Genomic DNA, 22,220 nt, shown 5'->3' with positions numbered 1-22,220 from the left:
GAGTAATGACATGGACGTCCGCCAGTTCGCCTTCCTCGCGCGCCAGCCTTCGGCTGCCGTAAAAAGCCGCTCCCATTTCTTGGGGCTGCCTAAACGTGGGTTAGCGTTGATCCTGGCCAACGCCATGTTCTGGCAGCCGTTGCTGGCCCAGGCCGACGGCATCGTGGTGAGCGCACCGGGCACGGGCCTGGCGCAAGCGGGCAATGGCGTGCCCATCGTCAACATCGCCGCGCCGAACGCGAATGGGCTGTCGCACAACCAATTCCATGACTACAACGTCGGTGCCAACGGCGTCATTCTCAACAACGCCACCGACCGCACCCAGGCCACCCAGCTGGGCGGCATCATCGTTGGCAACCCGAATTTCAAAGGCACTGCCGCCAATATCATCCTCAACGAAGTCAACGGCGGCAGCCCCAGCCAGCTGCGCGGCTACACCGAAGTGGCGGGGCAGTCGGCCCATGTGATCGTCGCCAACCCGTACGGCATCAGCTGCAACGGCTGCGGCTTTATCAATACGCCACAAGCCACGCTCACCACCGGTAAAGCGGTGATCGAAAACGGCCAGATCAGTCGCTACCAAGTCGACCAAGGCAGCGTCGCCATCGAAGGCGCCGGCTTGAATGCCACCAACGTCGACCAGTTCGAAATCATCACCCGCGCGACCACCATTAACGCGCAAATCCAGGCGAAAAAACTCACCATCGTCGCCGGTCGCAACGACGTCGACGCACGCACCTTGAACGCCACCGCACGCGCGGCGGATGGCAGCCAGGCGCCGGATTTGGCGATTGACTCGTCGGCGCTGGGTGGCATGTATGTGGGCGCGGTCAAGCTGGTCGGCACTGAGGCCGGTGTGGGCGTGCGCTTGTCGGGTGACATGGTTGCCGGCGGTGATATCCAGATCGATGCCGCAGGCAATGTGGTCATGGGCCAGATTTCGGCAGGCACAGCCATTAACGTCAAGGCGCAGAGCGTCGAAACCAAAGGTGCGGTCTACGCCGGTACCGACTTGTCGGTGAAAACCCAAGGCGCACTGACCAACCAACAAACCCTCGCCGCCAAGGACAGCATCACCCTGGACGCCGCTGGCCGGTTGACCAACAACGGCATTATCGAAGCCGGCGTCAACGCCGATAGCAGCCGCAATGCCCAAGGCGATGTGCGCCTGACCGCGCAGGCCCTCGACAACACCGGCAAGACCGTGATTGCCAGCCGCGACCTCAGCATTAACACCGGTGAACTGGCCAACCAGCGCGGCACATTGAGCGCCCAGCGCGCTGCGCAACTGAGCGCCACTCAAATCGACAACCAAAACCAAGGCCGCATCCTCAGCGCAGGCAGCCTTGGCATAAACGCCACCCAACTGCTCAACAGCCAAGGTGGCCTCGTCACCAGCACCGGTAACCTGACGGCGGGCATCGGGCAACTGATCAACCGCAACGGCGAGCTGTCGAGCCAGGCGCAAACCACGCTGCAACTGGCAGCGCTGGACAACGTGGCAGGCCTGGTCTCAGCCGGGCAGCTGTTGAGCCTGACGGCCACAGGCCCGGTCATTAACCAGCACGGCACCGTGCGCGGCGACGTGCGCCTGGACTTGAAAGCCGGCCACGTGGACAACAGCGCGGGCGGGCGCATCAGTGGCGGGCAGGCGCTCACTGCGAGTGTCGCCAGCCTTGATCAGCACGAGGATGGTCGGCTCTTCGGCCAGGGCGAGGTCAGCCTCGACCTCAATGGCGGCCACCTGAATAACCAGGGCGGTGTGATCAATGCCCCGGGGCGCTTGTTGCTCAGTAACCTCAACAGCGTCGACAACCAGGGCGGTGAAATCTCCAGCAGCCAGGCATTTACCCTGGCTGCCAACACCTTGAACAACCGCAACGCCAAGCTTTTGAGCGAACAGGCACTGACCGTACGCATCGCCCAGGAGCTCGACAACACCCAAGGCCTGGTCTCGGCCAACGCCCTGGATATCCATGCCGGCAGCCTGGATAACAATGGCGGCACACTCAGCGCCGGTGACGGGTTGCTCGCACAGATCGACGCGGCGCTGGATAACCGCAACGGCAAAGTGTTGGCACGCACGGCAGTGGTCAGCAGTGCGACCCTGGACAATCGCCAAGGCCTGGTGCAAGGCGATGCCACCCTCAACCTCACCAGCCAGGGCCTGCTCGATAACCGCCAGGGCACGCTGTTCGCCGGGCAAGGGCTGGCCGTCAGTGCTGGCAGCCTTGACAACAGTGGCAAGGGCAACCTCTACAGCCAGGCAGGCGTCAGCCTTAACCTCAATGGCGGCCACCTGAATAACCAAAGCGGCGTGATCCACGCGCCCGGTGTGCTGCTGCTGAGCAACCTGAACAGTGTCGATAACCAAGGCGGGGAAATCTCCAGCGCCCAAGCGCTAGGCTTCACCGCCGACAGCCTCGACAACCGTGGCGGCCAATTGCTCAGCGAGCAAGGGCTGCTGGTGCGTATCGCCAAGGCGCTGGACAACACCAAGGGCTTGATTGCCGCCACCAGCCTGGACCTGCAGGCCAACAGCCTGATCAACGCCGAAGGCGAACTCAAAATACGCGATGACGCAAAGGTGCTCGTCACCACTGCGCTGGATAACCGCCAAGGCAAAATAGTCGCTGCGGCCACCACCTTGGGCAGCCAGACGCTGGACAACAGCCAAGGCCTGCTGCAGGGCGACCGTTTGCTGACCGTCACCCATGCAGGGGTCGCGATCAACCGTGGCGGTCACTTCATCAGCGGCCAATACCTGAACCTGAATATCGACCAGTTCGACAACCAGGGCGGTGAGGTTTCCAGCGTCAGCGACTTGTCCTTGCACGGCAAACAGTTCGACAACCGTAACGGCGGGCGCCTGCTGGCCAACGGCGCGGTGCAACTGAACCTCGATGACCTGAACAACCAACAAGGCACCGTGCGCAGCGATGGCACCTTCACGCTGCACGCCCGCACGCTGAACAACGACAGCGGCCGCCTCAGCAGCGGCGCGGCGCAGCAATTGACCACCCGCGGCGCCATCAGCAACCGCAACGGCGAATTGCTCAGTGCCATGGCGCTGACCCTCAACAGCGCCAGCCTCGATAACCGTGGCGGCAAGCTGATCGGCGACGGCGCCGTGCGCGTCACCACCGCCAGCTTGAACAACCAGAACAGCGGGCGCCTCTCCAGCGCCGAGGGCCTGGACCTGACGGCGGGGCAGGTGGATAACCGCTTTGACGGCCAGATCGCCAGCAACCAAGCCCTTAGCGCCAGCATCACCGGCCTTGACCAGCGCAGCGGCGGCAAGCTCTACAGCCTCAGCGACCTGAGCCTGGACATGAACAATGGCCACCTCAATAACGCCGGCGGCCTGATCCATGCGCCAGGGCAATTGCTGCTTAAAAACCTGTCCACGGTCGCTAACCAGGGCGGTGAAGTCTCCAGCGAACACGCCTTCACCCTGGCCGCAACCAGCCTGGATAACAGCGCCGGCAAGTTGCTCAGCGACCAAGCGCTGACCCTCAAGCTTGAGCAGGCATTGATCAACATCAAGGGCCAGATTTCCGCCGCAGGGCTCAGCGCCCAGGCAGCGCGCATGGACAACAGCAGCGGCGTGTTCGGCAGCTCTAAAGACCTGGCGCTTAACCTCAGTGCTGACCTGCTCAACGATGACGGTGAGGTCTCAAGCGCGGGCGCGAGTGTGGTCAACGCGATGACGTTGAACAACCGCAACGACGGCCATGTGACGGGCGACGTCAGCCTCGACCTGACCACCACCGGCGCGCTGTTCAACCAAGGCGGCACCTTGGGCAGTGGCCAGCGCTTGAACGTGACCGCGGCCAGCCTGGATAACCGCCAGTCCGGCAGCTTGGTCAGCAATGGCAGCTTGAGCGTGAAGGTCGACGGCCTGTTGGACAACCAAGCCAAAGGCAGTGTGTTGGCCAAAGGCGTCGTGGATATTCAAGCCGGCAGCGTGGACAACCGCGCAGGCCGCCTGTCTGGGCAAAACCTGCTGACCCTGCGCAGCGCCAGCCTGGATAACCGTGGCGGCGCGGTGCGGGCCAATCAGGATCTGAACCTGCAGGTCGGCCAGTTGGACAACCGTCAAGGCGTGCTCAACAGCAAGCAGGCGCTGGCGATCACCGGGCAATCCCTGAGTAACCAGAACGGCCTGGCCAGCGCCGTTGGCCCGGTGCGGCTGACGGTCGACAGCGTCGACAACCGCGCGGGTGAAATCTCCAGCCAGCAGAACATCGACCTCAGCGGCCAGCGCCTCGACAACAGTGGCGGCAAGCTGTTGGCCGGGACTGCGCTGGAGCTGGCGATGCACGCTGTGATCAACCAGGCCAAAGGCTTGGTCTTCGCCCAGGACACGCGCTTCACCGGCACCCGCCTGGATAACACCGAAGGCACCTTTGGCGCCAAGCGCTCCCTGGCGTTGCAATTGGCGGCTGGGCTGGACAACACGGGTGGCAAATTCACCAGCGAAGGTTCGATGGACCTGGCGGCCCAGCGCATCGATAACACCGGCGGCAGCCTCTCCAGCGCCGGCCCGCTGACGATCGCCAGCGCCACGGCGTTGATTAACCAAGACGGCACCGTCGAGAGCGCGCAAAGCCTCAAGCTGACCAGTGCCAGCCTCGATAACACTCACGGCCTGATCAAAAGCCAGGGCGCCGCAAGCCTCGCGACCGGCGCGTTCAAAAACGCTGTTGAGGGGCATGTCACCAGTGCCGACAGCCTTGACCTCACGGCCACCCAGGTCACCAACAGCGGGCAAATCCGCAGCGTTGGCAGCCTGACTGCCAACCTCACTGGCCTCACGCAAATGGGCGGCGCCGAGCTGCTCAGCACCACGCAACTGAACCTCGACCTGCACAACGGCGAGCTGGTCAACGCGGGCGTGATCAACGCACCGATCCTGGTGCTCAACAACCTCGGCAACCTCAACAACCAGCACGGCGAAATCTCCAGCCAGAACGCCTTCACCTTGGCGGCCAACAACCTCGACAACAGCCACGGCAAGCTCATCAGCAACCAAGGGCTGACCTTGCGCGTTGAGCAACTGCTGGCCAACGTCAAAGGCCATATCAACGCCGTTGGCCTCGACGCGCGCAGCACCCGTTTGGACAACACCGACGGCCTGCTCAGTGGCCGCGGTGATGTCGCAATCCATGCCACCGAGCGCATGGATAACCAACGCGGCAGCGTGATTGCCGACGGCGACTTGCTGCTGACCGGCGCCGGCCTGGATAACCGCAATGGCGAGATCGCCGGCAAGGCGCAGGTGACGGCCAACATCGAGCAATTCGACAACCAGAACGGCAAGCTGATCAGCACCGCAGGCCTGCAGTTGCGCGGCGCCAATCTGGATAACCGTAACGGTCTGGTAGGCGCCACAAAAGCGCTGAAACTCGACGTGGGTTTGATCGACAACCGCGCCGGTGAGCTGACCGGCAACGCCGACGTCAGCGTCACCGGCCAGCAGTTGAACAACAGCGACAAAGGCGTGGTGTTTGCGCGCGGCGGCTTGAACCTGGCGGTGGACCAGGTCATCAACCGCGCCCTCGGTGAATTGAACGGCCAGCGCCTGAGCCTCACCGGCACCTCGCTGGACAACACGGGCGGCAAGCTGCTCAGCGAACAACCGTTGGTGCTGGAACTGGCCGGCGACCTGGACAACAGCCAAGGCGTGCTGAGCAGTGAAGACGCACTGAGCGTCAAGGCGCGAAGCCTGATTAACAACAAAGGCAGCCTTTCCAGTGCCCAAGGTTTGAGCGTCGCCGTGACCGGCAACCTGGATAACCAGGACGGCAAGTTGGTCACCGATGACAGCCTCACGCTGCACAGCGCGAGTCTGGGCAACCAGCAAGGCATCATCAGCGGCAAGGGCCCGGTCGTCGTCAGCACGGGCGCGCTGAACAACCAAGGCGGGCACCTCAACAGCAGCGCCACCTTGGCGTTGACCACCGCACAGTTGAACAACGGTGGCAGCATCGGCGGCGAGCAGGGCATGACGGCCAGCGTCACCGGGCTCGATCAACAAGGTGGCAAGCTGTTCAGCAACGCCGGTTTGAGTCTGGACCTGAACAACGGCGCGTTGAACAACACCGGGGGCTTCCTCAATGCCAAGGGCCCGTTGCTACTCAATAACCTCAACACCGTCACCAACCAGAACGGCGAAATCTCCAGTGGCCAGGCCTTCACCCTGGCTGCGCAAAGCCTGGATAACAGCAACGGCAAACTGCTGAGCGACCAAGGCCTGACCTTGCGCATCAACCAGGCGCTGACCAACCTCAAAGGCATGATCGGCGCTGCCAGCCTCGATGCCCGCACGGCGGCGTTGGACAACCGAGGTGGCCGCGTGAACAGCCGTGGCGACCTGCTATTGAGCAGCGACGGCCAGCTGAATAACCAAGACCAGGGCCTGATCAATAGCCTCGGCACCCTGAACCTCACGGCTGCCGGCCTGAACACCGGCAACGGTGGCGAAGTCTCGGCCAAAGGTGCGCTGGCCGTGGGCGTCAATGCCCTGGCAGCGGCGGGCGGCCGCATTGTCGGCGAGCAGGGCGTGACCCTCGACCTGAACAACAGCGACTTGGATAACCGCAACGGCCTGCTGCTTGCCAATGGCCCGCTGACCCTGAAAAACCTGCGTGACCTCAATAACCAGGGCGGTGAAATCTCCAGCCAGCAAGGCTTCTCCGTGACCGCGCGGAGCCTGGACAACACCGGCGGCAAGCTGATCAGCAGCCAGACCCTGAGCGTCAACGCGGGCACGCTGATGAACTCCGCGAAGGGCTTGCTGAGCGGCTGGCAAGGCCTGAGCGTCAGTGGCGGCAACCTCGACAACCGCGACCACGGCACGCTCTCCAGCCGTAGCGGCGCGATTGATGTGCGCCTGAGCGGCGCGCTGCAAAACAACACCGAAGGCGCACTCGTCAGCCACGGGCGTTTGGACGTCAGCGCTGCCAGCCTGGATAACCGCGGCAGTGGCGTGCTTTCCAGCGGCACCGGGCAAGCGCTGGCAGTGACCGGCGCGTTGGTGAACGGCGACGGCGGCTTGATCGAAAGCGGCGCCGAGCTGGATGTGCAAGCGGCCACCCTGGCCAACCAAGGCACCATCAACGTGCAGCAGGGGTTTTCCTTTACCGGCACCGACCTGAGCAACAACGGTGGCAGCCTGATCAGCAACGCTCAGATGACCCTCGACCTGCTCGGCAACCTCAATAACAGCGGCGGCAAACTGGCCAGCGCCGGGCCGTTGCTGCTCAAACGCGCCAACCAGGTCTACAACAACGCCGACGGCAAGATCATCAGCCAGAGCCTGTTGACCCTGCTCACCGGCGGCTTGAATAACAGTGAGCGCGGCACCCTTGCCGGCAAAGAGCGGGTGGTCATCACCAGCAGCGGCGTCGTGCAAAACCAAACCGACGGCTTGATCTACAGCCAAGACGCCGACGTGCAACTGAACGCCGCAAGCCTGAACAACGCCAAGGGCAAGGTGCAGGGCCAGACCGGCCTGGGCTTGACCGTCAGCGGCGACGTCAATAACCAGGGCGGCAAACTGGTCAGCGCCCGGGGCCTGGACCTGCGCGCTAACCGCATCGACAACCAGAGCGGGCGCATCGCTGCGCAGACCGGCGATGCAGTGGTCAACGCCAATTATTTCGCCAACGCCAACGGCGGTTTGTACGCCAAGGGCCTGGTGCGCGTGGGCGGGCAAACCCTGGACAACAGCAGCGGCCAGATAGGCGCGGGCACGATCGACCTGGGGCTCAGCGGCGCGTTACGCAACCAGGCGGGAATTATCGAAAGCGACACCACGCTGAACCTGCTGGCCGGGGATGTCGATAACGTCGGCGGCCAACTGCGCGCCCTTGGCAGCAGCGGCAAAACCACCGTCCAAGTTGGCGGGCAGATCGACAACCGCAATGGCCAGCTGGAAACCTCCAACAGCGACTTCACGCTGACCGGCAGCCTGCAGAACCAAGGCGGCAGTGTGCTGCACGGCGGCACCGGGACCTTTGATATCGCTACCGCCAACCTTACCCGTGCGGGCGGCAATGTGGTGACGCGCGGCGGTTTGACCCTGACCGCAGATAACTGGACCAACAGCAGTGTGATCCAGGCAGGCCGTTTGACGGTGAACGTCAACACCCTGAACCAGACGGCGGGCGGGCAATTGCTGGCGTCGCAAAGCTTGGTCGGCAACGGCGGTAATTGGAACAACGATGGCTTGATTGCCAGCGACGGCAGTGTGGCTGTGCAATTGGCTGGCGGTTATGAAGGCAACGGGCGCATCAGCAGTGTCGGTACGCTGAACCTTAGCGCCGCGCAAATGACCCTCAAGGAGCCCGGCAGCCTGGCAGGCGGGGGCGCCAGCCACGTGAGCGTCGGCGGCCAGTTGAGCAACCGTGGGCGCCTGACCTCCGGCAGCGGCCTGCGTATCGACGCCGGCAGCGTGGTCAACACCGGCACGCTGGGGGCTGCGCAGAACCTTGACCTGACGGCCCAAAGCCTGCTCAACGACCACGTTGCGGGCGACATCAATGCGCGCGGTTTCGTGTTCAGTGGCCAGGACGCCACGTTCAACGTGGGCAGCCTGACCAACAATTATTCGGACATCTACAGCCTCGGCAACCTGACGATGGCAGGTGTTGCCGGCGGGACAGCCGCACAGAGTATCCGCAACATTTCCGCCAGCATCGAAAGCATGGGCGACCTCCGGCTCTCGGCCAATGACGTGGTCAACGAGCGCGAGAAATTCCAGCTCAACCAACGCTTGACGTCGGTGGGCGTCAGCATTCGTTGCACGCAACATTGCAGCGGTGGCTGGAGCGACAGAAGGCCTGCGGTCACCCTGAGCCGCACGGTTGAAAGTGTGGTGGAGGCCAACTCACCGTCGGCCACCCTCAGCGCCGGGCGCAACATGGTGATTGCCGGCCAGAACTTCACCAACCGCTACAGCGTGGTGTCGGCCGCCAATGACCTGTCGATTACCGGCGAGAATATCCAGAACCTGGCGGCCACCGGTGGCTCCGGCACTCGAAGCCAGGAATACGGCGGCGTTACCAAAATCGGCAAGGGCCAGTACAACCAGATGGTCGCGGCGGTGCAGGCCTACAACCGCGCGCACCCTCAAGGCTCGCCGGTGGATGAGGCGGCCTTTGCGGCATTGATGACGAAGTTCAGCCCGTCGCTGTTTTCAGGGATCAATGCGCCCATACCGGTGGCAGGCGGCACGCAAGTGGTGGCCCCGGCCATCATCCAGGCCGGCGGCAACGCTCAACTCATCGCCAGTAAAAACATCAGCAACATCACGGTGCTCAAGACCGCGCTTGGGGTAGGCGGCCGCGCGCTGGATACCGGTGTGGGCGCCAACAAAACCCAGGTGGTGGTGCTGAATGCACAATTGCCGCCTGACCTGGCCCAACAGCAAGTCAACCCCTTGACCCTGCCGGGCTTCGGTTTGCCCAGCGGGCAGAACGGCTTGTTCCGCTTAAGCGGCCAAGGTGGCACCAGCGGGCAGGCGACCGGCAATCAGGGCGGCGCTCAGACGTGGACACTGGGCAGCGCCAGCATTGACCCGGCCACGCGTGATCAAGCGCGACCTGAAAACCAGGGCCGTACGATCCAGGTGGAAGGAGCTGCCCTTGTCACCGCCAGTACCCATCAAATCGCCCTGACCGCTCGCGAAGCCGGCGCCATCGACGCCGTGGCCAGCGCTATCAACATTGACGCTGTCGGCAGCGCCGACGTGCAGACCCTACAGCCTGGCCGCTCCAGCGGTGGCGACATCACCCATGTAGCCGGCATTGATGCGCATAACCCGGCGCAGGGTGCCGGGCCAGCGGTCGGCGCAACGGACTTGTCCGGTCTGGCTGCAGCCGATCGCGACGCCCGCGCGGTGCATACCGCGCTCACTGAGTCGGACGGCGCTCGCCCCGACCTGAGTGACCGTGGCACCAACGTGGCTGCCATTGCGCCACAGACGGCCGTGGGGCAACCGACCCCGTTGACCAGCCAAACCTTCACCCGCGTCCAAGGCCTGCCCGACAGCCGCGCCGCCTCGCAGCCGCACAAGTACCTGATCGAGACCAACCCGGTACTCACCGACCTCAAGCAATTCATGAGCTCGGACTACCTGCTGCAAGGCCTGGGCTACAACCCCGACCAGAGCTGGAAACGCCTCGGCGATGGCCTCTACGAACAGCGCCTGGTGCAGCAAGCGGTACAAGCGCGCACCGGCCAACGCTTTATCGACGGTCAGAACACCGACGAGAAGCTGTTCAAGTACCTGATGGACAACGCCATCAGCAGCAAGCAGCAACTAAACCTGTCGATGGGCGTGAGCCTCACCTCGCAACAGGTTGCAGCCTTGACCCACGACATCGTGTGGCTGGAACAACACGAAGTGAACGGTGAAAAGGTCCTGGTGCCAGTGCTCTACCTGGCCCAGGCCAACAACCGCCTGGCGCCGAATGGTGCCTTGATCGCCGGTAACGACCTGAACCTGATCGCCGGCGAAAACTTGGTCAACGCCGGCACCCTGCGCGCGAACAACAACCTGTCGGCCAAGGCGGCCAACGACTTGACCAACAGCGGGCTGATCGAAGCGGGCAACCGCCTGGACCTGCTGGCCGGTAACAATATCGTCAACAAAGCCGGCGGCATCATTGCCGGGCGCGATGTGACGATGACCGCGATCAATGGCGATGTGATCAACGAGCGCAGCGTGACCGGGTGGGACGACAGCGGGCGTGGGTATTCGCAGCACCGTGACTACGTTGACAGTGCGGCGAGGGTGGAGGCGGCGAATGACCTGGATATCAGCGCCGGCAAAGACGTTGCCAGCGTCGGCGGCGTTTTGCACAGCGGTCGTGACACGACAATCGTGGCGGGTCGCGATGCCAGCCTGGCCTCTGCCGAAGAGCGCAATGCGACCGACATGGGGCGCCGCCTGCAATCGAGCAATGCCACGCAATACGGTTCCAGCGTAGAGGCAGGTCGCGACATCAACGTCAAAGCCGGCCGAGACATCACGGCTATCGCCAGCCAGATCGATGCCAAGCGCGACATCAACATGAGCGCTGGCGGCGATATGTTCCTGGCCTCGGCTGCGGACGAGCAACACTCCTCCAGTAAAAGTAAAAAGGAAAAGCGTCAGGAAGATCATGTCAGCCAGGTGTCGACCGCGCTGAGTGCCGGTGGGGACGTCTCGCTCAGTGCAGGTAAGGACCTGGGCCTGATTGCCAGCCGTATCAGTGCAGGCGATGAAGCGTACCTGGTGGCGGGTGGCAACCTGGCGTTGCTGTCGGCCGAAGACAGTGATTATTCGCTGTACGACATGAAGAAGAAGGGCAGTTGGGGCAGCAAGAAAACCCAGCGGGATGAAGTGACTAAAGTCACCCACATCGGTAGCGAAATCAAAACCGGTGGTGACCTGACGATTCAGAGTCAGGGCGACCAGAAATACCAGGCTGCCAAGTTGGACAGTGGCAATGACCTGACCATCGCCAGCGGTGGTAGCGTGACCTTCGAGGGCGTCAAAGACCTCGACCAGGAGAGCCACGCCAAGAGCAAAAGCAGCCTTGCCTGGAACAGCATGAGCGGCAAAGGCAACACCGACGAGACCCTCAGGCAGACCCAAATGGTTGCCAAGGGGGAAATCGCGATCAAGGCCGTTGATGGTCTGCATATCGATGTCAAACAAGTCAACCAACAGACCGTCAGCCAGGCGATCGACGCGATGGTGAAGGCAGATCCACAGATGGCTTGGCTGAAGGACGCGGAGAAACGTGGAGATGTTGATTGGAAACTGATCAAGGAAACGCACGACTCGTATAAGTACAGCAACTCCAGCCTCGGACAAGGGGCGATGCTGGCGATCATTATTATTGTTACGGTATTGACGGCTGGGGCGGCCAGCGGTGCAGTAGGCACAGCGTTTGCGGGTGCAGGAACTGCGGGTTCTGGCACCGCTATGGCGGCGGCGGGTAGTTCGGCAATGGTCTCGGCAGGCACTGCTGTTGGGACTGCGGCGGCAGGCTGGGGCAACGCCATGGCCACTGCTGCGTTAACGTCACTTGCAAGCGGCAGTGCTGTCAGCTTTATCAATAATGGCGGCAACCTTGGCGCGACGCTTAAAGATGTGACTTCAAGCAACGCGCTGAAAGGCTATGCAACAAGCGCTCTTACAGCAGGTTTCACAACAGGTGTCATCGATCCCAACTTGGGCGGCACCATCAAGCCTTTCAATAACCTCACCAAAGGGTTCGATCTCAAAACTCTGGAAGGGATTGGCGGCTTTGCGGTTCACGCGGCGGCTCAAGGTGTGGCTGCTGGCACCATTCAGACGGTGGTGGGTGGCGGAAATCTGGGCAAGAACGTCACCGGCGGCCTGGTTTCACAGGCCGGCAATGTTGTGGCTGCGACGGCGTTCAACTACGTGGGCAGTTATGCCCAGGACCATTGGCAGGCCGCGAAGAACGCCGGTGATACCACCGGGATGGCGATGTGGGCGGAGGGTGGTTCAGCCCGAGTCACCATGCACGCCTTGTTTGGTGGTGCGGTGGCCAGTGCCACGGGTGGCGACTTCAAGACCGGGGCTATTGCTGCGGGCGCAAGTCAGGCAATGGCGCAGGTCCTGAACGATACGTTTGATAAGCAACCGGAGTTGAGACAGGCGTTCGCCCAGGTGGTCGGTTTGACTGCGGCGGGGCTGGCCGGCGGCGATGTCAACAAAGCGTCCTGGGTGTCGCAAATGGCGGATCAGTACAACCGCCAACTGCACCAGAAGGAAACGCTCGCGTTGGAAGCTTTGCAGAAAGACGACCCGGCCAATGCCTATAAGTTGAAGGCCGCGGCCTGTGCCTTGGTGCACTGCAGTGCTTCCGTTCCGACTGAAGATCCAAACTACAAGTACATCAGCGAACTTGAGTCTGACGGCGGCAACTTCAAGGATGCTCAGAAGCAGCTGTTGGCAACCGGAGCTTTTGATGAGTACGGCCGGTGGGATAAAGCCAACGACAAGCTGTTGAAGAATGACGAGGCACTTACCCGCTCGGGCAATGCGAGTCGAGCGGTGCTGGGGGCGATAGGGGCCGCTGCCGGGTTCGGCGGTGCAGCGTTGACGGCGCCTGCCTGCGTGACGGTGGTGGGGTGCGCGGCACCTGCATTGTCTGGCTTGGGCGGCGCGCTCTCCTTCCACGATGGTATGCAGGCGACGGGTGCTCTGCTAACGCCTTATCAATACACGCAGGGGAGCAAGGTACTTGCCTCGTTCAGTATGGATACCTACCCTGGCGATGTTAATCCCATCCGTGATTATGGGACTGCGGCGGCGCGGGCGGCGATAGAAATTGCGCTGTTCAAAGGTGCCGGAAAGTTGGCTGAAGGTAAATCTCTTCTGCTGACGGGGGAGAAGACGGGTTCAAAAGTTACTCCATCCGGTTTGGTTTCTGGGGAAACCAGAGTTGTAGGTACTGGTAAAACTGCGGCTAACGATGCGAGTTTCGATGGTGCAAAAGCTACTGGTGGCGCTGCTGGAAAGGTAGATGATCTTGCCTCTACTGCGACACCTGTTCGTCCCACACCCCAAAAATCTGAAATTGATGTCGGCGCTGATCTTGGTGCTGGAGCTCGCCCACAAGTCAGTTATAAAAATGGACAAGAAGTTCCTTACGGCACTTCGGGCAGTGTTCGTCCAGACTGGTGTGTAGGTAACGTATGCAGTGTTGAAGTGAAAAACTACAACATCGCAAAAAATCAAAGCGGATTGATTAGTAATGTTTCCAAGCAAGCCCTCCAGCGAGCTGAAAATTTACCGCAAGGAATGCAGCAGCAAGTCGTTATTGATATTCGAGGGCAAGCTGTTACACCTGTGCAGCGTGCGCAAATCGTTCGTGGAATAGTTGATAAGTCAAATGGGGCAATATCTCCCTCATCCATCAGGTTTAAAGCAGAATGAAAAATGTAGGTGTTCTTGCCGCAATGACAATATCTGTCTTAGGCCCAGCCTCTGACGTTGACTGTTTTTTTAAGTCTGTTGTGTTTTTTCTTGAGGGCGGCAAAAGAGGAAGCAAGTATCCCTTGGTTACAGAGAAGCTTTATTGCCGCTCTTTAAGTAAAAACGAACTGGCTGAGTTAAAGATAGATTTAGAGAGTGTAAGGGCTGAGTTTAATAGCATTCCTGCGGATAGCTTTGATATAAGCGCTTTCGAGGTGGACAAGGAAAATACTCGTTTGCTTTTGAGTGGTAATACTCTGGCTGACATCTTTGCTCGCTTCTTCAAAATTATTTTTGATGCTGTCGAATGTTCAGATGTTTTTTATAAAGAGTTTAATGAGTACGTCCCTTTAAGAATCGGTTTTACCGACGCGCCTGACTATATTTTTGATGTGAATCGTTCCGAAGACTTGTATAACTCTCTTGCTTCTGACGAGTTACCGTTCTGGCGTCGCTGATCTGTAGGAATTCTATTTTTTATTTAGCACCGGCTTAACGCCGGTGTTTTTGCATCCGATTTGCAGCCCTTTTGCTATCTATTTGCTCCCCTTTTGCTCCCAGGTTGCAACCTTTCTGCACTCAAGCTGCATCCCTTTTGCACCCACCCTGACGACCTACGGTCTAGCTGCTCAATACGCCCTTTTTGAGCATGATTTTTCGCTCCTTAACAGGAGCAAAATCTCAATACACAACACGCACCTCTTTCGAGGTGGGTATTTTCTATATGTATCAATTAGTTATCTGGTTTTTGCCTGCTAGGCAGTGCTATACAATTGTCATACAAAATGCAGGTTTCGCCCAATAAACACTGGCGTGCGATGTATTACCTTTGTAATACACCGATCTACCGCCTTTTGATTACTCCTTCCCTTTAGTCGCTGGTCCTGCTGCACGGGCAATGGCCCCGGCTACCTGGTGTTTCACAATCACTGCATCGAGCAGGCCTCGTACCAGTTCTTGCTCTTCCATCGGCATGCGTGAAATCGCTTCGAACTGGTAGCGCAATCGATCATCTGGACCGCGTTCGTCGGTTTCAAATAGCAAAAAGTCCGAGGTCACGTGCAGCGCGATAGCCAGCTTTTTCAGTGCGTCGGCTGTAGGCAAGGAGCTACCAGCCTCGTAGCGCTTTATCTGCTGCACATGAATTTCTGTTGCCGCCGAGAGGGCTTGTTGTGTCATACCGAGCTTTTTGCGTAGCTCGACGATGCGTTGGGAAAAGCTCATGGCCGTTAACCAGTGGTGTGGACAGGTCACGATGCTAAACCTCGGATCATTTGGGTATTGACGATAGTACTATATAGTGTACCTTTCGCGTACATCAAATTGATCTTGACAGCTTTTTTGGAGAAAACCTGATGGCCCGCATCCCCGAAGCCGAACTGGAACGCCTCAAACGTGAGGTGTCACTGGTCCGGCTGATCCAGTCGCAGGGCCATGAGCTGAAAAGGCGCGGCAAGGATTGGGTGATGTGCTGCGTGTTTCACGACGAAAGCACGCCCAGCCTTTCAGTCTCCGACGAGAAAAATCTCTATCACTGCTTTGGCTGCGGGGCCGCAGGTTCTGTGATCGATTGGGTGATGAAAACCCAAGGCGTGTCGTTGCCACACGCAGTCCAACTGCTGCGTAACGACGCGCCGCTGGAGAACACGGAAAAAGTCGGTGTGACACGCAGCCACGCTCGACACCTCCCTTCTTTAGCTGCGGGCTCTTCTGATCTTGAAGCCGCGGCGCTGCTGCGCTCGGTGGCCGAGTTCTACCACGCCAATTTCAAACAATCCCCCGAAGCACTGGCCTATTTGGAATCTCGCGGCCTGAACCATTCCGAGTTGATCGAGCATTTTCAACTCGGTTATGCCAATAAAACCCTGACGTATCGCTTGCCCGCCGGGCATACCCAGGCCGGTCGGCAGGTGCGGCAGCACCTGCAAGATTTAGGTGTTTTGCGTTCTACCGGACACGAACATTTGAACGGTTGTCTGGTCGTGCCGGTGCTGGGTCTGGAGGACGGCGCGCAGCCGGAGCAGGCAGGGCGAGTGATGCAGCTTTACGGACGGCGGATGCAGCCGAACAATAAAATTCCTGCCAACCAGTCCCGGCATATGTACCTGGCTACGCCGTTGCGCGGTGTCTGGAACGAAGCGGCGTTGCTGGCCAGTCTGGAAATTATTCTCTGTGAATCGCTGATCGACGCCATGACGTTTTGGTGTGCGGGTTTTCGTAACGTCATCAGCGCTTACGGCGTGAACGGGTTTTCCCAAGATCATTGGCAGGCCTTGAAACACCACGGCACCCAGCGGGTCATCATTGCTTTTGACCGCGATTCGGCAGGAGACGCAGCAGCCGAAAAACTGGCCGAAGAATTACGCTCTGCCGGCATCGAAGTCTTCCGTCTGTTGTTTCCGCAAGGCATGGACGCCAACGCTTTCGCCTTGCAGGTGGAAAACCCGAACCAAGCGCTTGGCGAGTTGTTGCAACAGGCATTGTGGCAGGGCAAAGGCACGCCGGTTTCGGTCGAGCCAGACCCCTCTTTTTCTTTAGCAGCTGCGCCGCAGGCAACCGCCGAGTTGCCACCGGTGCCGGGTGTTTCCGATTCGGAAACTTTGCCTTTTGGTGGTCCTGTTTCCGAATCGGAAACTTTTAGCGAAAACGCCCAGGGCGATCTTTTGTTGGCCGTGGCCGACCGTCGATGGCGGGTACGTGGCTGGAAAAAGAACCTCGGCCCGGAGCAAATGCGGGTCAATGTACAGGTGCGCCGCGAGGTCGCCGAAGAGCACGTAATGGGCCGCGAAGCGGCCTATTACGTGGACAGTTTTGATTTGTACGCGGCCAAGGCCCGATACAGTTATTTGAAACAGGCGAGTATCGAGCTGGGCGTACCGGAAGAAATCATCAAGCGTGACTTGGGCAAACTGTTGCTCAAGCTGGAAGGTTTGCAGGAGGCCTCAATTCAAGCGGCACTGGCCCCGAAAAATCCCACACCAACACTGAGCGCGGAGGACGAGCTGGCCGCATTAAACCTGTTGCGTGCGCCCAATCTGATCGAGCGCATCGAGGCGGACTTGACCCGTTGCGGTGTCGTCGGTGAATCCTACAACCTGCTGGCCGGGTACTTGGCCGCTGTTTCCCGAAAACTGGATCAGCCCTTGGCTGTGTTGATTCAGTCATCAAGCGCGGCAGGCAAAAGCTCGCTGATGGACGCGGTTCTAAATCTGATGCCGGAAGAAGAACGCATCCAGTACAGCGCCATGACCGGCCAGAGTTTGTTTTATCTCGGCGAAACGGATCTGCAACATAAGATCCTGGCCATCGCCGAAGAAGAGGGTGTCCGCCAAGCAGCTTATGCCCTAAAACTGCTGCAATCGGACGGCGAATTGACCATTGCCAGCACCGGCAAGGACGAAGCCACCGGCAACTTAATCACCAAGCAATACACGGTCAAAGGCCCGGTGATGTTGATGCTCACCACCACCGCGATCGACGTGGACGAAGAGTTGCTCAACCGCTGTTTGGTGCTGACCATCAACGAAAGCCGCGAGCAAACCGAAGCCATTCATGCAGCCCAACGCAAAAAACAAACCCTCGACGGCCTGCTGGCCGACGCTGAAAAACAGGCCATTACTCGCCTGCATCAAAACGCCCAGCGGTTGATTAAAACCGTGGCGGTGGTCAATCCATTCGCCGATCAATTGACCTTTCTTTCGGACAAAACCCGGACCCGGCGTGACCACATGAAATACCTGACGCTGATTCGCTGCATTGCCTTGCTGCATCAGCATCAACGCCCGATCAAACACGTCGAGCATCGCGGCAAATCCTTGGCGTACATCGAGGTCACGAAGGGCGACATTGTGTTGGCCAACCGGCTGGCCCACGACATTCTTGGGCGCACCCTGGACGAACTGCCGCCGCAAACGCGGCGTTTGCTGGAGCTGTTGCAAGGCTGGGTCGAGGCCCGAAGTCAGGCGCAGGGCCTCAAAGAAAATGAGTTTCGCTTTGGCCGCAAGGACGTGCGCGAGGCCACCGGCTGGGGGGATACCCAGTTAAAAATCCATTTGGGCCGACTGACCGAACTGGAATACCTGCTGCTGCACCGCAAGGGGTTAGCGCATGAATACACCCTCACGTATGACGGCAAAAGCGGTCATCAACCGCATTTGATGGGCCTGATCGATGCCGACCAACTCGACAACACATCCGCTCGGTCGGGGGATTCAGAAAAACGGTCGGACTCAGGTCGGGCCATGGTCGGTACTCAGTCGGACACCCTCAACCATGCGCAAAGCCACGCTGTTTCTGGCGTTGAGGCCGAAGCGGTCGGCCTGAACGAAAAACCACTGATCCAGCATCCACAAAACAACCACTCCGCGTTGTCCAGCGCCGTCTAAGTCGAGGTGGTTATGCCGAAAAAAGGCGAGAGCAAAAAGCAGCGAGTTTCGGAACAAATTATCGGCCCGCTGGGCGATCCCGGCAGCCTGTATTTTCAGATGAAACAGTTTCTGCAATACCAGCGTGAACGTGGTTATTCCGAGCGCACCGTGGGCAACCGTGAAAGCCTGCTGATTGCGTTTATCCGCTGGTGTGATGAACGAGGTTTGACCCGGCCACAAGAAATCACCCGACCGATTTTAGAGCGCTACCAGCGCCATCTTTTTTTGTATCGAAAAGCCGATGGCGAAGCGCTGTCAGCGCGTAGCCAAACGGTGCGCATCACGCCGATTCGGGTGTGGTTCAAGTGGCTGACCAAAACCAACCGAATCCTGTACAACCCGGCTTCTGACCTTGATCTACCGAGGATGGAACAGCGTTTGCCGAAACACATCCTCAGCAGCGACGAAGCCGAACGCATCCTCAATGTGCCGGACACCCAAACCCCGACCGGCATCCGCGACCGGGCCATGCTGGAAACCCTCTACAGCACCGGCATGCGCCGCATGGAGCTGATTGGCCTGAGTTGGAGCGCCATCGATTACGAGCGCGGTACGGTGATGATTCGCCAGGGCAAGGGCAAAAAAGACCGCATGATTCCCATCGGTGAACGGGCTCTGGCTTGGATCACCAAATACCGCGACGACGTCCGGCCCCATTTCGTTTTGGGCCAGGACGATGGCACGTTGTTTTTGACCCAGCAGGGCGAAGGATTCAGCCCCAATCGACTGACGCAACTGGTGCGCGAACACATCGAAAAAGCCAACATTGGTAAGCGTGGCAGTTGCCATTTGTTCCGCCACACCATGGCCACCCTGATGCTGGAGAACGGCGCCGATATTCGTTTCATCCAGGCCATGCTCGGGCATGTCAGTCTGAACACCACGCAGATTTACACCCAGGTCAGTATCCGGGCGTTGAAGGAAATTCATACCGCGACCCATCCGGCACGTTTGCAACGTCAGAACACCGCCAGCCAAACCGTGGCTGAACCCCTTCCTGACGACCCGGTTGAGGCTCTGTTAACCGCTCTGGACGCCGAAGCGGAAGAAGAGAGCAATCAGGCCTGACAAATGCCAGACAAACGCCTGACAAGCATCAAGAACCATGACAAATGCCTGACAACTTCCCTACAAATACCTGACAGCCCCGCAGGCCGCGAAGCGGCCTCAATCAACGGCAAAAAATACAGGCACGCTAAGGATGTATACATCCGGTGCCAAAGGGCGCCCTTTGAAACCCAAAGCCGCCTCTACGAGTCGATAAACCTGAGTCATCTTTAGGACAGGAAATGTTTTGTGGCCACCGCCTGCACGCAGTCGGTCTCCCCAAAACCCCGATCAGGGCAGCGCCCCGATACCCCTTAGATCCAAAGCCTACCGCGCTGCGCTTGTTGGCCCCAGCCGACACGGCGGCTACGCCACCGCATCGTCAGGGGCTACCGAACGGGCATCAGCCAGGTACTTCGCCACTGCATACACGCTCATCAGAGTCGATAGGGCAGACGGTCAGCTTCACGCCCAGCGCATGCACGATCACCAGCAGCGTGTCCAAGCGCAGGGTGTCACCGGCGCTGAAAAAACCTTCCAACTGATCGTGTGTAAGCCCTGTTGCTTCGGCGATTACACCGGTGCCCTTGGCGTGTGCCGCCATGCCTAATACCTTGCCGACATAACCTGCATCACCCGTCTGAAGCGCATCCGTGAGAAAGATGGCCACCGCTTGCGGGTCGGTCATGGCGTGCGCTGGATCGTATGGAGTGAGTAGCTCGGGCATGGGAAATGACTCGTGTGACAGAAATTTAATATAGCGTAAGGGGCCTCAGTAACGGTGCCTGAAACCGCGTCTGGGCGATTTTATGCAGCCACAGCACATCACCGGTACCGACCTGCGCGCAGGCCGCGCCCTGTCTGATGTGGAGCGTGTAGACAACGAAAATCGCGTCGGGTGATACTGTTGGTGCAAAAGCTACTGGTGGCGCTGCTGGAAAGGTAGATGATCTTGCCTCTACTGCGACACCTGTTCGTCCCACACCCCAAAAATCTGAAATTGATGTCGGCGCTGATCTTGGTGCTGGAGCTCGCCCACAAGTCAGTTATAAAAATGGACAAGAAGTTCCTTACGGCACTTCGGGCAGTGTTCGTCCAGACTGGTGTGTAGGTAACGTATGCAGTGTTGAAGTGAAAAACTACAACATCGCAAAAAATCAAAGCGGATTGATTAGTAATGTTTCCAAGCAAGCCCTCCAGCGAGCTGAAAATTTACCGCAAGGAATGCAGCAGCAAGTCGTTATTGATATTCGAGGGCAAGCTGTTACACCTGTGCAGCGTGCGCAAATCGTTCGTGGAATAGTTGATAAGTCAAATGGGGCAATATCTCCCTCATCCATCAGGTTTAAAGCAGAATGAAAAATGTAGGTGTTCTTGCCGCAATGACAATATCTGTCTTAGGCCCAGCCTCTGACGTTGACTGTTTTTTTAAGTCTGTTGTGTTTTTTCTTGAGGGCGGCAAAAGAGGAAGCAAGTATCCCTTGGTTACAGAGAAGCTTTATTGCCGCTCTTTAAGTAAAAACGAACTGGCTGAGTTAAAGATAGATTTAGAGAGTGTAAGGGCTGAGTTTAATAGCATTCCTGCGGATAGCTTTGATATAAGCGCTTTCGAGGTGGACAAGGAAAATACTCGTTTGCTTTTGAGTGGTAATACTCTGGCTGACATCTTTGCTCGCTTCTTCAAAATTATTTTTGATGCTGTCGAATGTTCAGATGTTTTTTATAAAGAGTTTAATGAGTACGTCCCTTTAAGAATCGGTTTTACCGACGCGCCTGACTATATTTTTGATGTGAATCGTTCCGAAGACTTGTATAACTCTCTTGCTTCTGACGAGTTACCGTTCTGGCGTCGCTGATCTGTAGGAATTCTATTTTTTATTTAGCACCGGCTTAACGCCGGTGTTTTTGCATCCGATTTGCAGCCCTTTTGCTATCTATTTGCTCCCCTTTTGCTCCCAGGTTGCAACCTTTCTGCACTCAAGCTGCATCCCTTTTGCACCCACCCTGACGACCTACGGTCTAGCTGCTCAATACGCCCTTTTTGAGCATGATTTTTCGCTCCTTAACAGGAGCAAAATCTCAATACACAACACGCACCTCTTTCGAGGTGGGTATTTTCTATATGTATCAATTAGTTATCTGGTTTTTGCCTGCTAGGCAGTGCTATACAATTGTCATACAAAATGCAGGTTTCGCCCAATAAACACTGGCGTGCGATGTATTACCTTTGTAATACACCGATCTACCGCCTTTTGATTACTCCTTCCCTTTAGTCGCTGGTCCTGCTGCACGGGCAATGGCCCCGGCTACCTGGTGTTTCACAATCACTGCATCGAGCAGGCCTCGTACCAGTTCTTGCTCTTCCATCGGCATGCGTGAAATCGCTTCGAACTGGTAGCGCAATCGATCATCTGGACCGCGTTCGTCGGTTTCAAATAGCAAAAAGTCCGAGGTCACGTGCAGCGCGATAGCCAGCTTTTTCAGTGCGTCGGCTGTAGGCAAGGAGCTACCAGCCTCGTAGCGCTTTATCTGCTGCACATGAATTTCTGTTGCCGCCGAGAGGGCTTGTTGTGTCATACCGAGCTTTTTGCGTAGCTCGACGATGCGTTGGGAAAAGCTCATGGCCGTTAACCAGTGGTGTGGACAGGTCACGATGCTAAACCTCGGATCATTTGGGTATTGACGATAGTACTATATAGTGTACCTTTCGCGTACATCAAATTGATCTTGACAGCTTTTTT

Annotated in this window: 9 protein-coding genes; 6 read left to right on the top strand and 3 right to left on the bottom strand. The window is 58.5% G+C overall.

Going from position 1 to position 22,220, the window contains the following annotated elements:
• The first annotated feature begins 10 nt into the window (after nucleotides 1-10).
• The gene (locus KZH41_RS21000; protein ID WP_263273632.1) at nucleotides 11-13,966 is read left to right on the top strand and encodes a filamentous hemagglutinin N-terminal domain-containing protein; all 13,956 of its coding nucleotides are present in this window, start codon (nucleotides 11-13) and stop codon (nucleotides 13,964-13,966) included.
• Nucleotides 13,963-14,463 (top strand): immunity 70 family protein, encoded by a 501-nt coding sequence (locus tag KZH41_RS20995; protein WP_263273631.1) that lies wholly within the window; start codon nucleotides 13,963-13,965, stop codon nucleotides 14,461-14,463. The genes KZH41_RS21000 and KZH41_RS20995 overlap by 4 nt, the downstream gene beginning before the upstream one ends.
• 400 nt (nucleotides 14,464-14,863) lie before the next feature.
• Here the strand turns inward: KZH41_RS20995 and KZH41_RS20990 are convergent, their stop codons facing one another.
• Nucleotides 14,864-15,229, bottom strand: a complete 366-nt coding sequence (locus KZH41_RS20990; protein ID WP_263273630.1) for a helix-turn-helix domain-containing protein — start codon at nucleotides 15,227-15,229, stop codon at nucleotides 14,864-14,866.
• A gap of 131 nt (nucleotides 15,230-15,360) precedes the next feature.
• Here KZH41_RS20990 and KZH41_RS20985 point away from each other — a divergent pair, with 131 nt between their 5' ends.
• A complete protein-coding gene (locus tag KZH41_RS20985; RefSeq protein WP_263273629.1) occupies nucleotides 15,361-18,390 on the top strand; it encodes a CHC2 zinc finger domain-containing protein in 3,030 nt (1,009 codons plus the stop codon).
• 12 nt (nucleotides 18,391-18,402) lie between these two features.
• Nucleotides 18,403-19,500: a site-specific tyrosine recombinase XerC gene (gene xerC / locus KZH41_RS20980; RefSeq protein ID WP_263273628.1), complete on the top strand. Its 1,098-nt coding sequence runs from the start codon at nucleotides 18,403-18,405 to the stop codon at nucleotides 19,498-19,500.
• A gap of 382 nt (nucleotides 19,501-19,882) precedes the next feature.
• Here xerC and KZH41_RS20975 read toward each other — a convergent pair whose 3' ends face one another.
• Nucleotides 19,883-20,206 (bottom strand): addiction module antidote protein, encoded by a 324-nt coding sequence (locus tag KZH41_RS20975; protein WP_263273627.1) that lies wholly within the window; start codon nucleotides 20,204-20,206, stop codon nucleotides 19,883-19,885.
• Nucleotides 20,207-20,610: 404 nt separating this feature from the next.
• Between KZH41_RS20975 and KZH41_RS20970 the strand changes: the two genes are divergently transcribed.
• Entirely contained in the window at nucleotides 20,611-20,838 is a 228-nt protein-coding gene (locus tag KZH41_RS20970) for a hypothetical protein (protein WP_141537443.1), read from the top strand.
• Entirely contained in the window at nucleotides 20,835-21,335 is a 501-nt protein-coding gene (locus KZH41_RS20965) for an immunity 70 family protein (RefSeq protein ID WP_263273631.1), read from the top strand. The genes KZH41_RS20970 and KZH41_RS20965 overlap by 4 nt, the downstream gene beginning before the upstream one ends.
• Before the next feature lie 400 nt (nucleotides 21,336-21,735).
• On the opposite strand, the gene KZH41_RS20960 is transcribed toward KZH41_RS20965, so the two are convergent.
• Complete coding sequence (locus tag KZH41_RS20960) at nucleotides 21,736-22,101, bottom strand: helix-turn-helix domain-containing protein (RefSeq protein ID WP_263273630.1); 366 nt, start codon at nucleotides 22,099-22,101, stop codon at nucleotides 21,736-21,738.
• Between the last annotated feature and the right edge of the window lie 119 nt (nucleotides 22,102-22,220).

This window comes from Pseudomonas sp. YeP6b (assembly GCF_025642995.1).
Taxonomy (GTDB): Bacteria; Pseudomonadota; Gammaproteobacteria; order Pseudomonadales; family Pseudomonadaceae; genus Aquipseudomonas.
The sequence above is the reverse complement of the archived record's forward strand: the minus strand, read 5'-3'. Positions and strand labels throughout refer to the sequence as shown.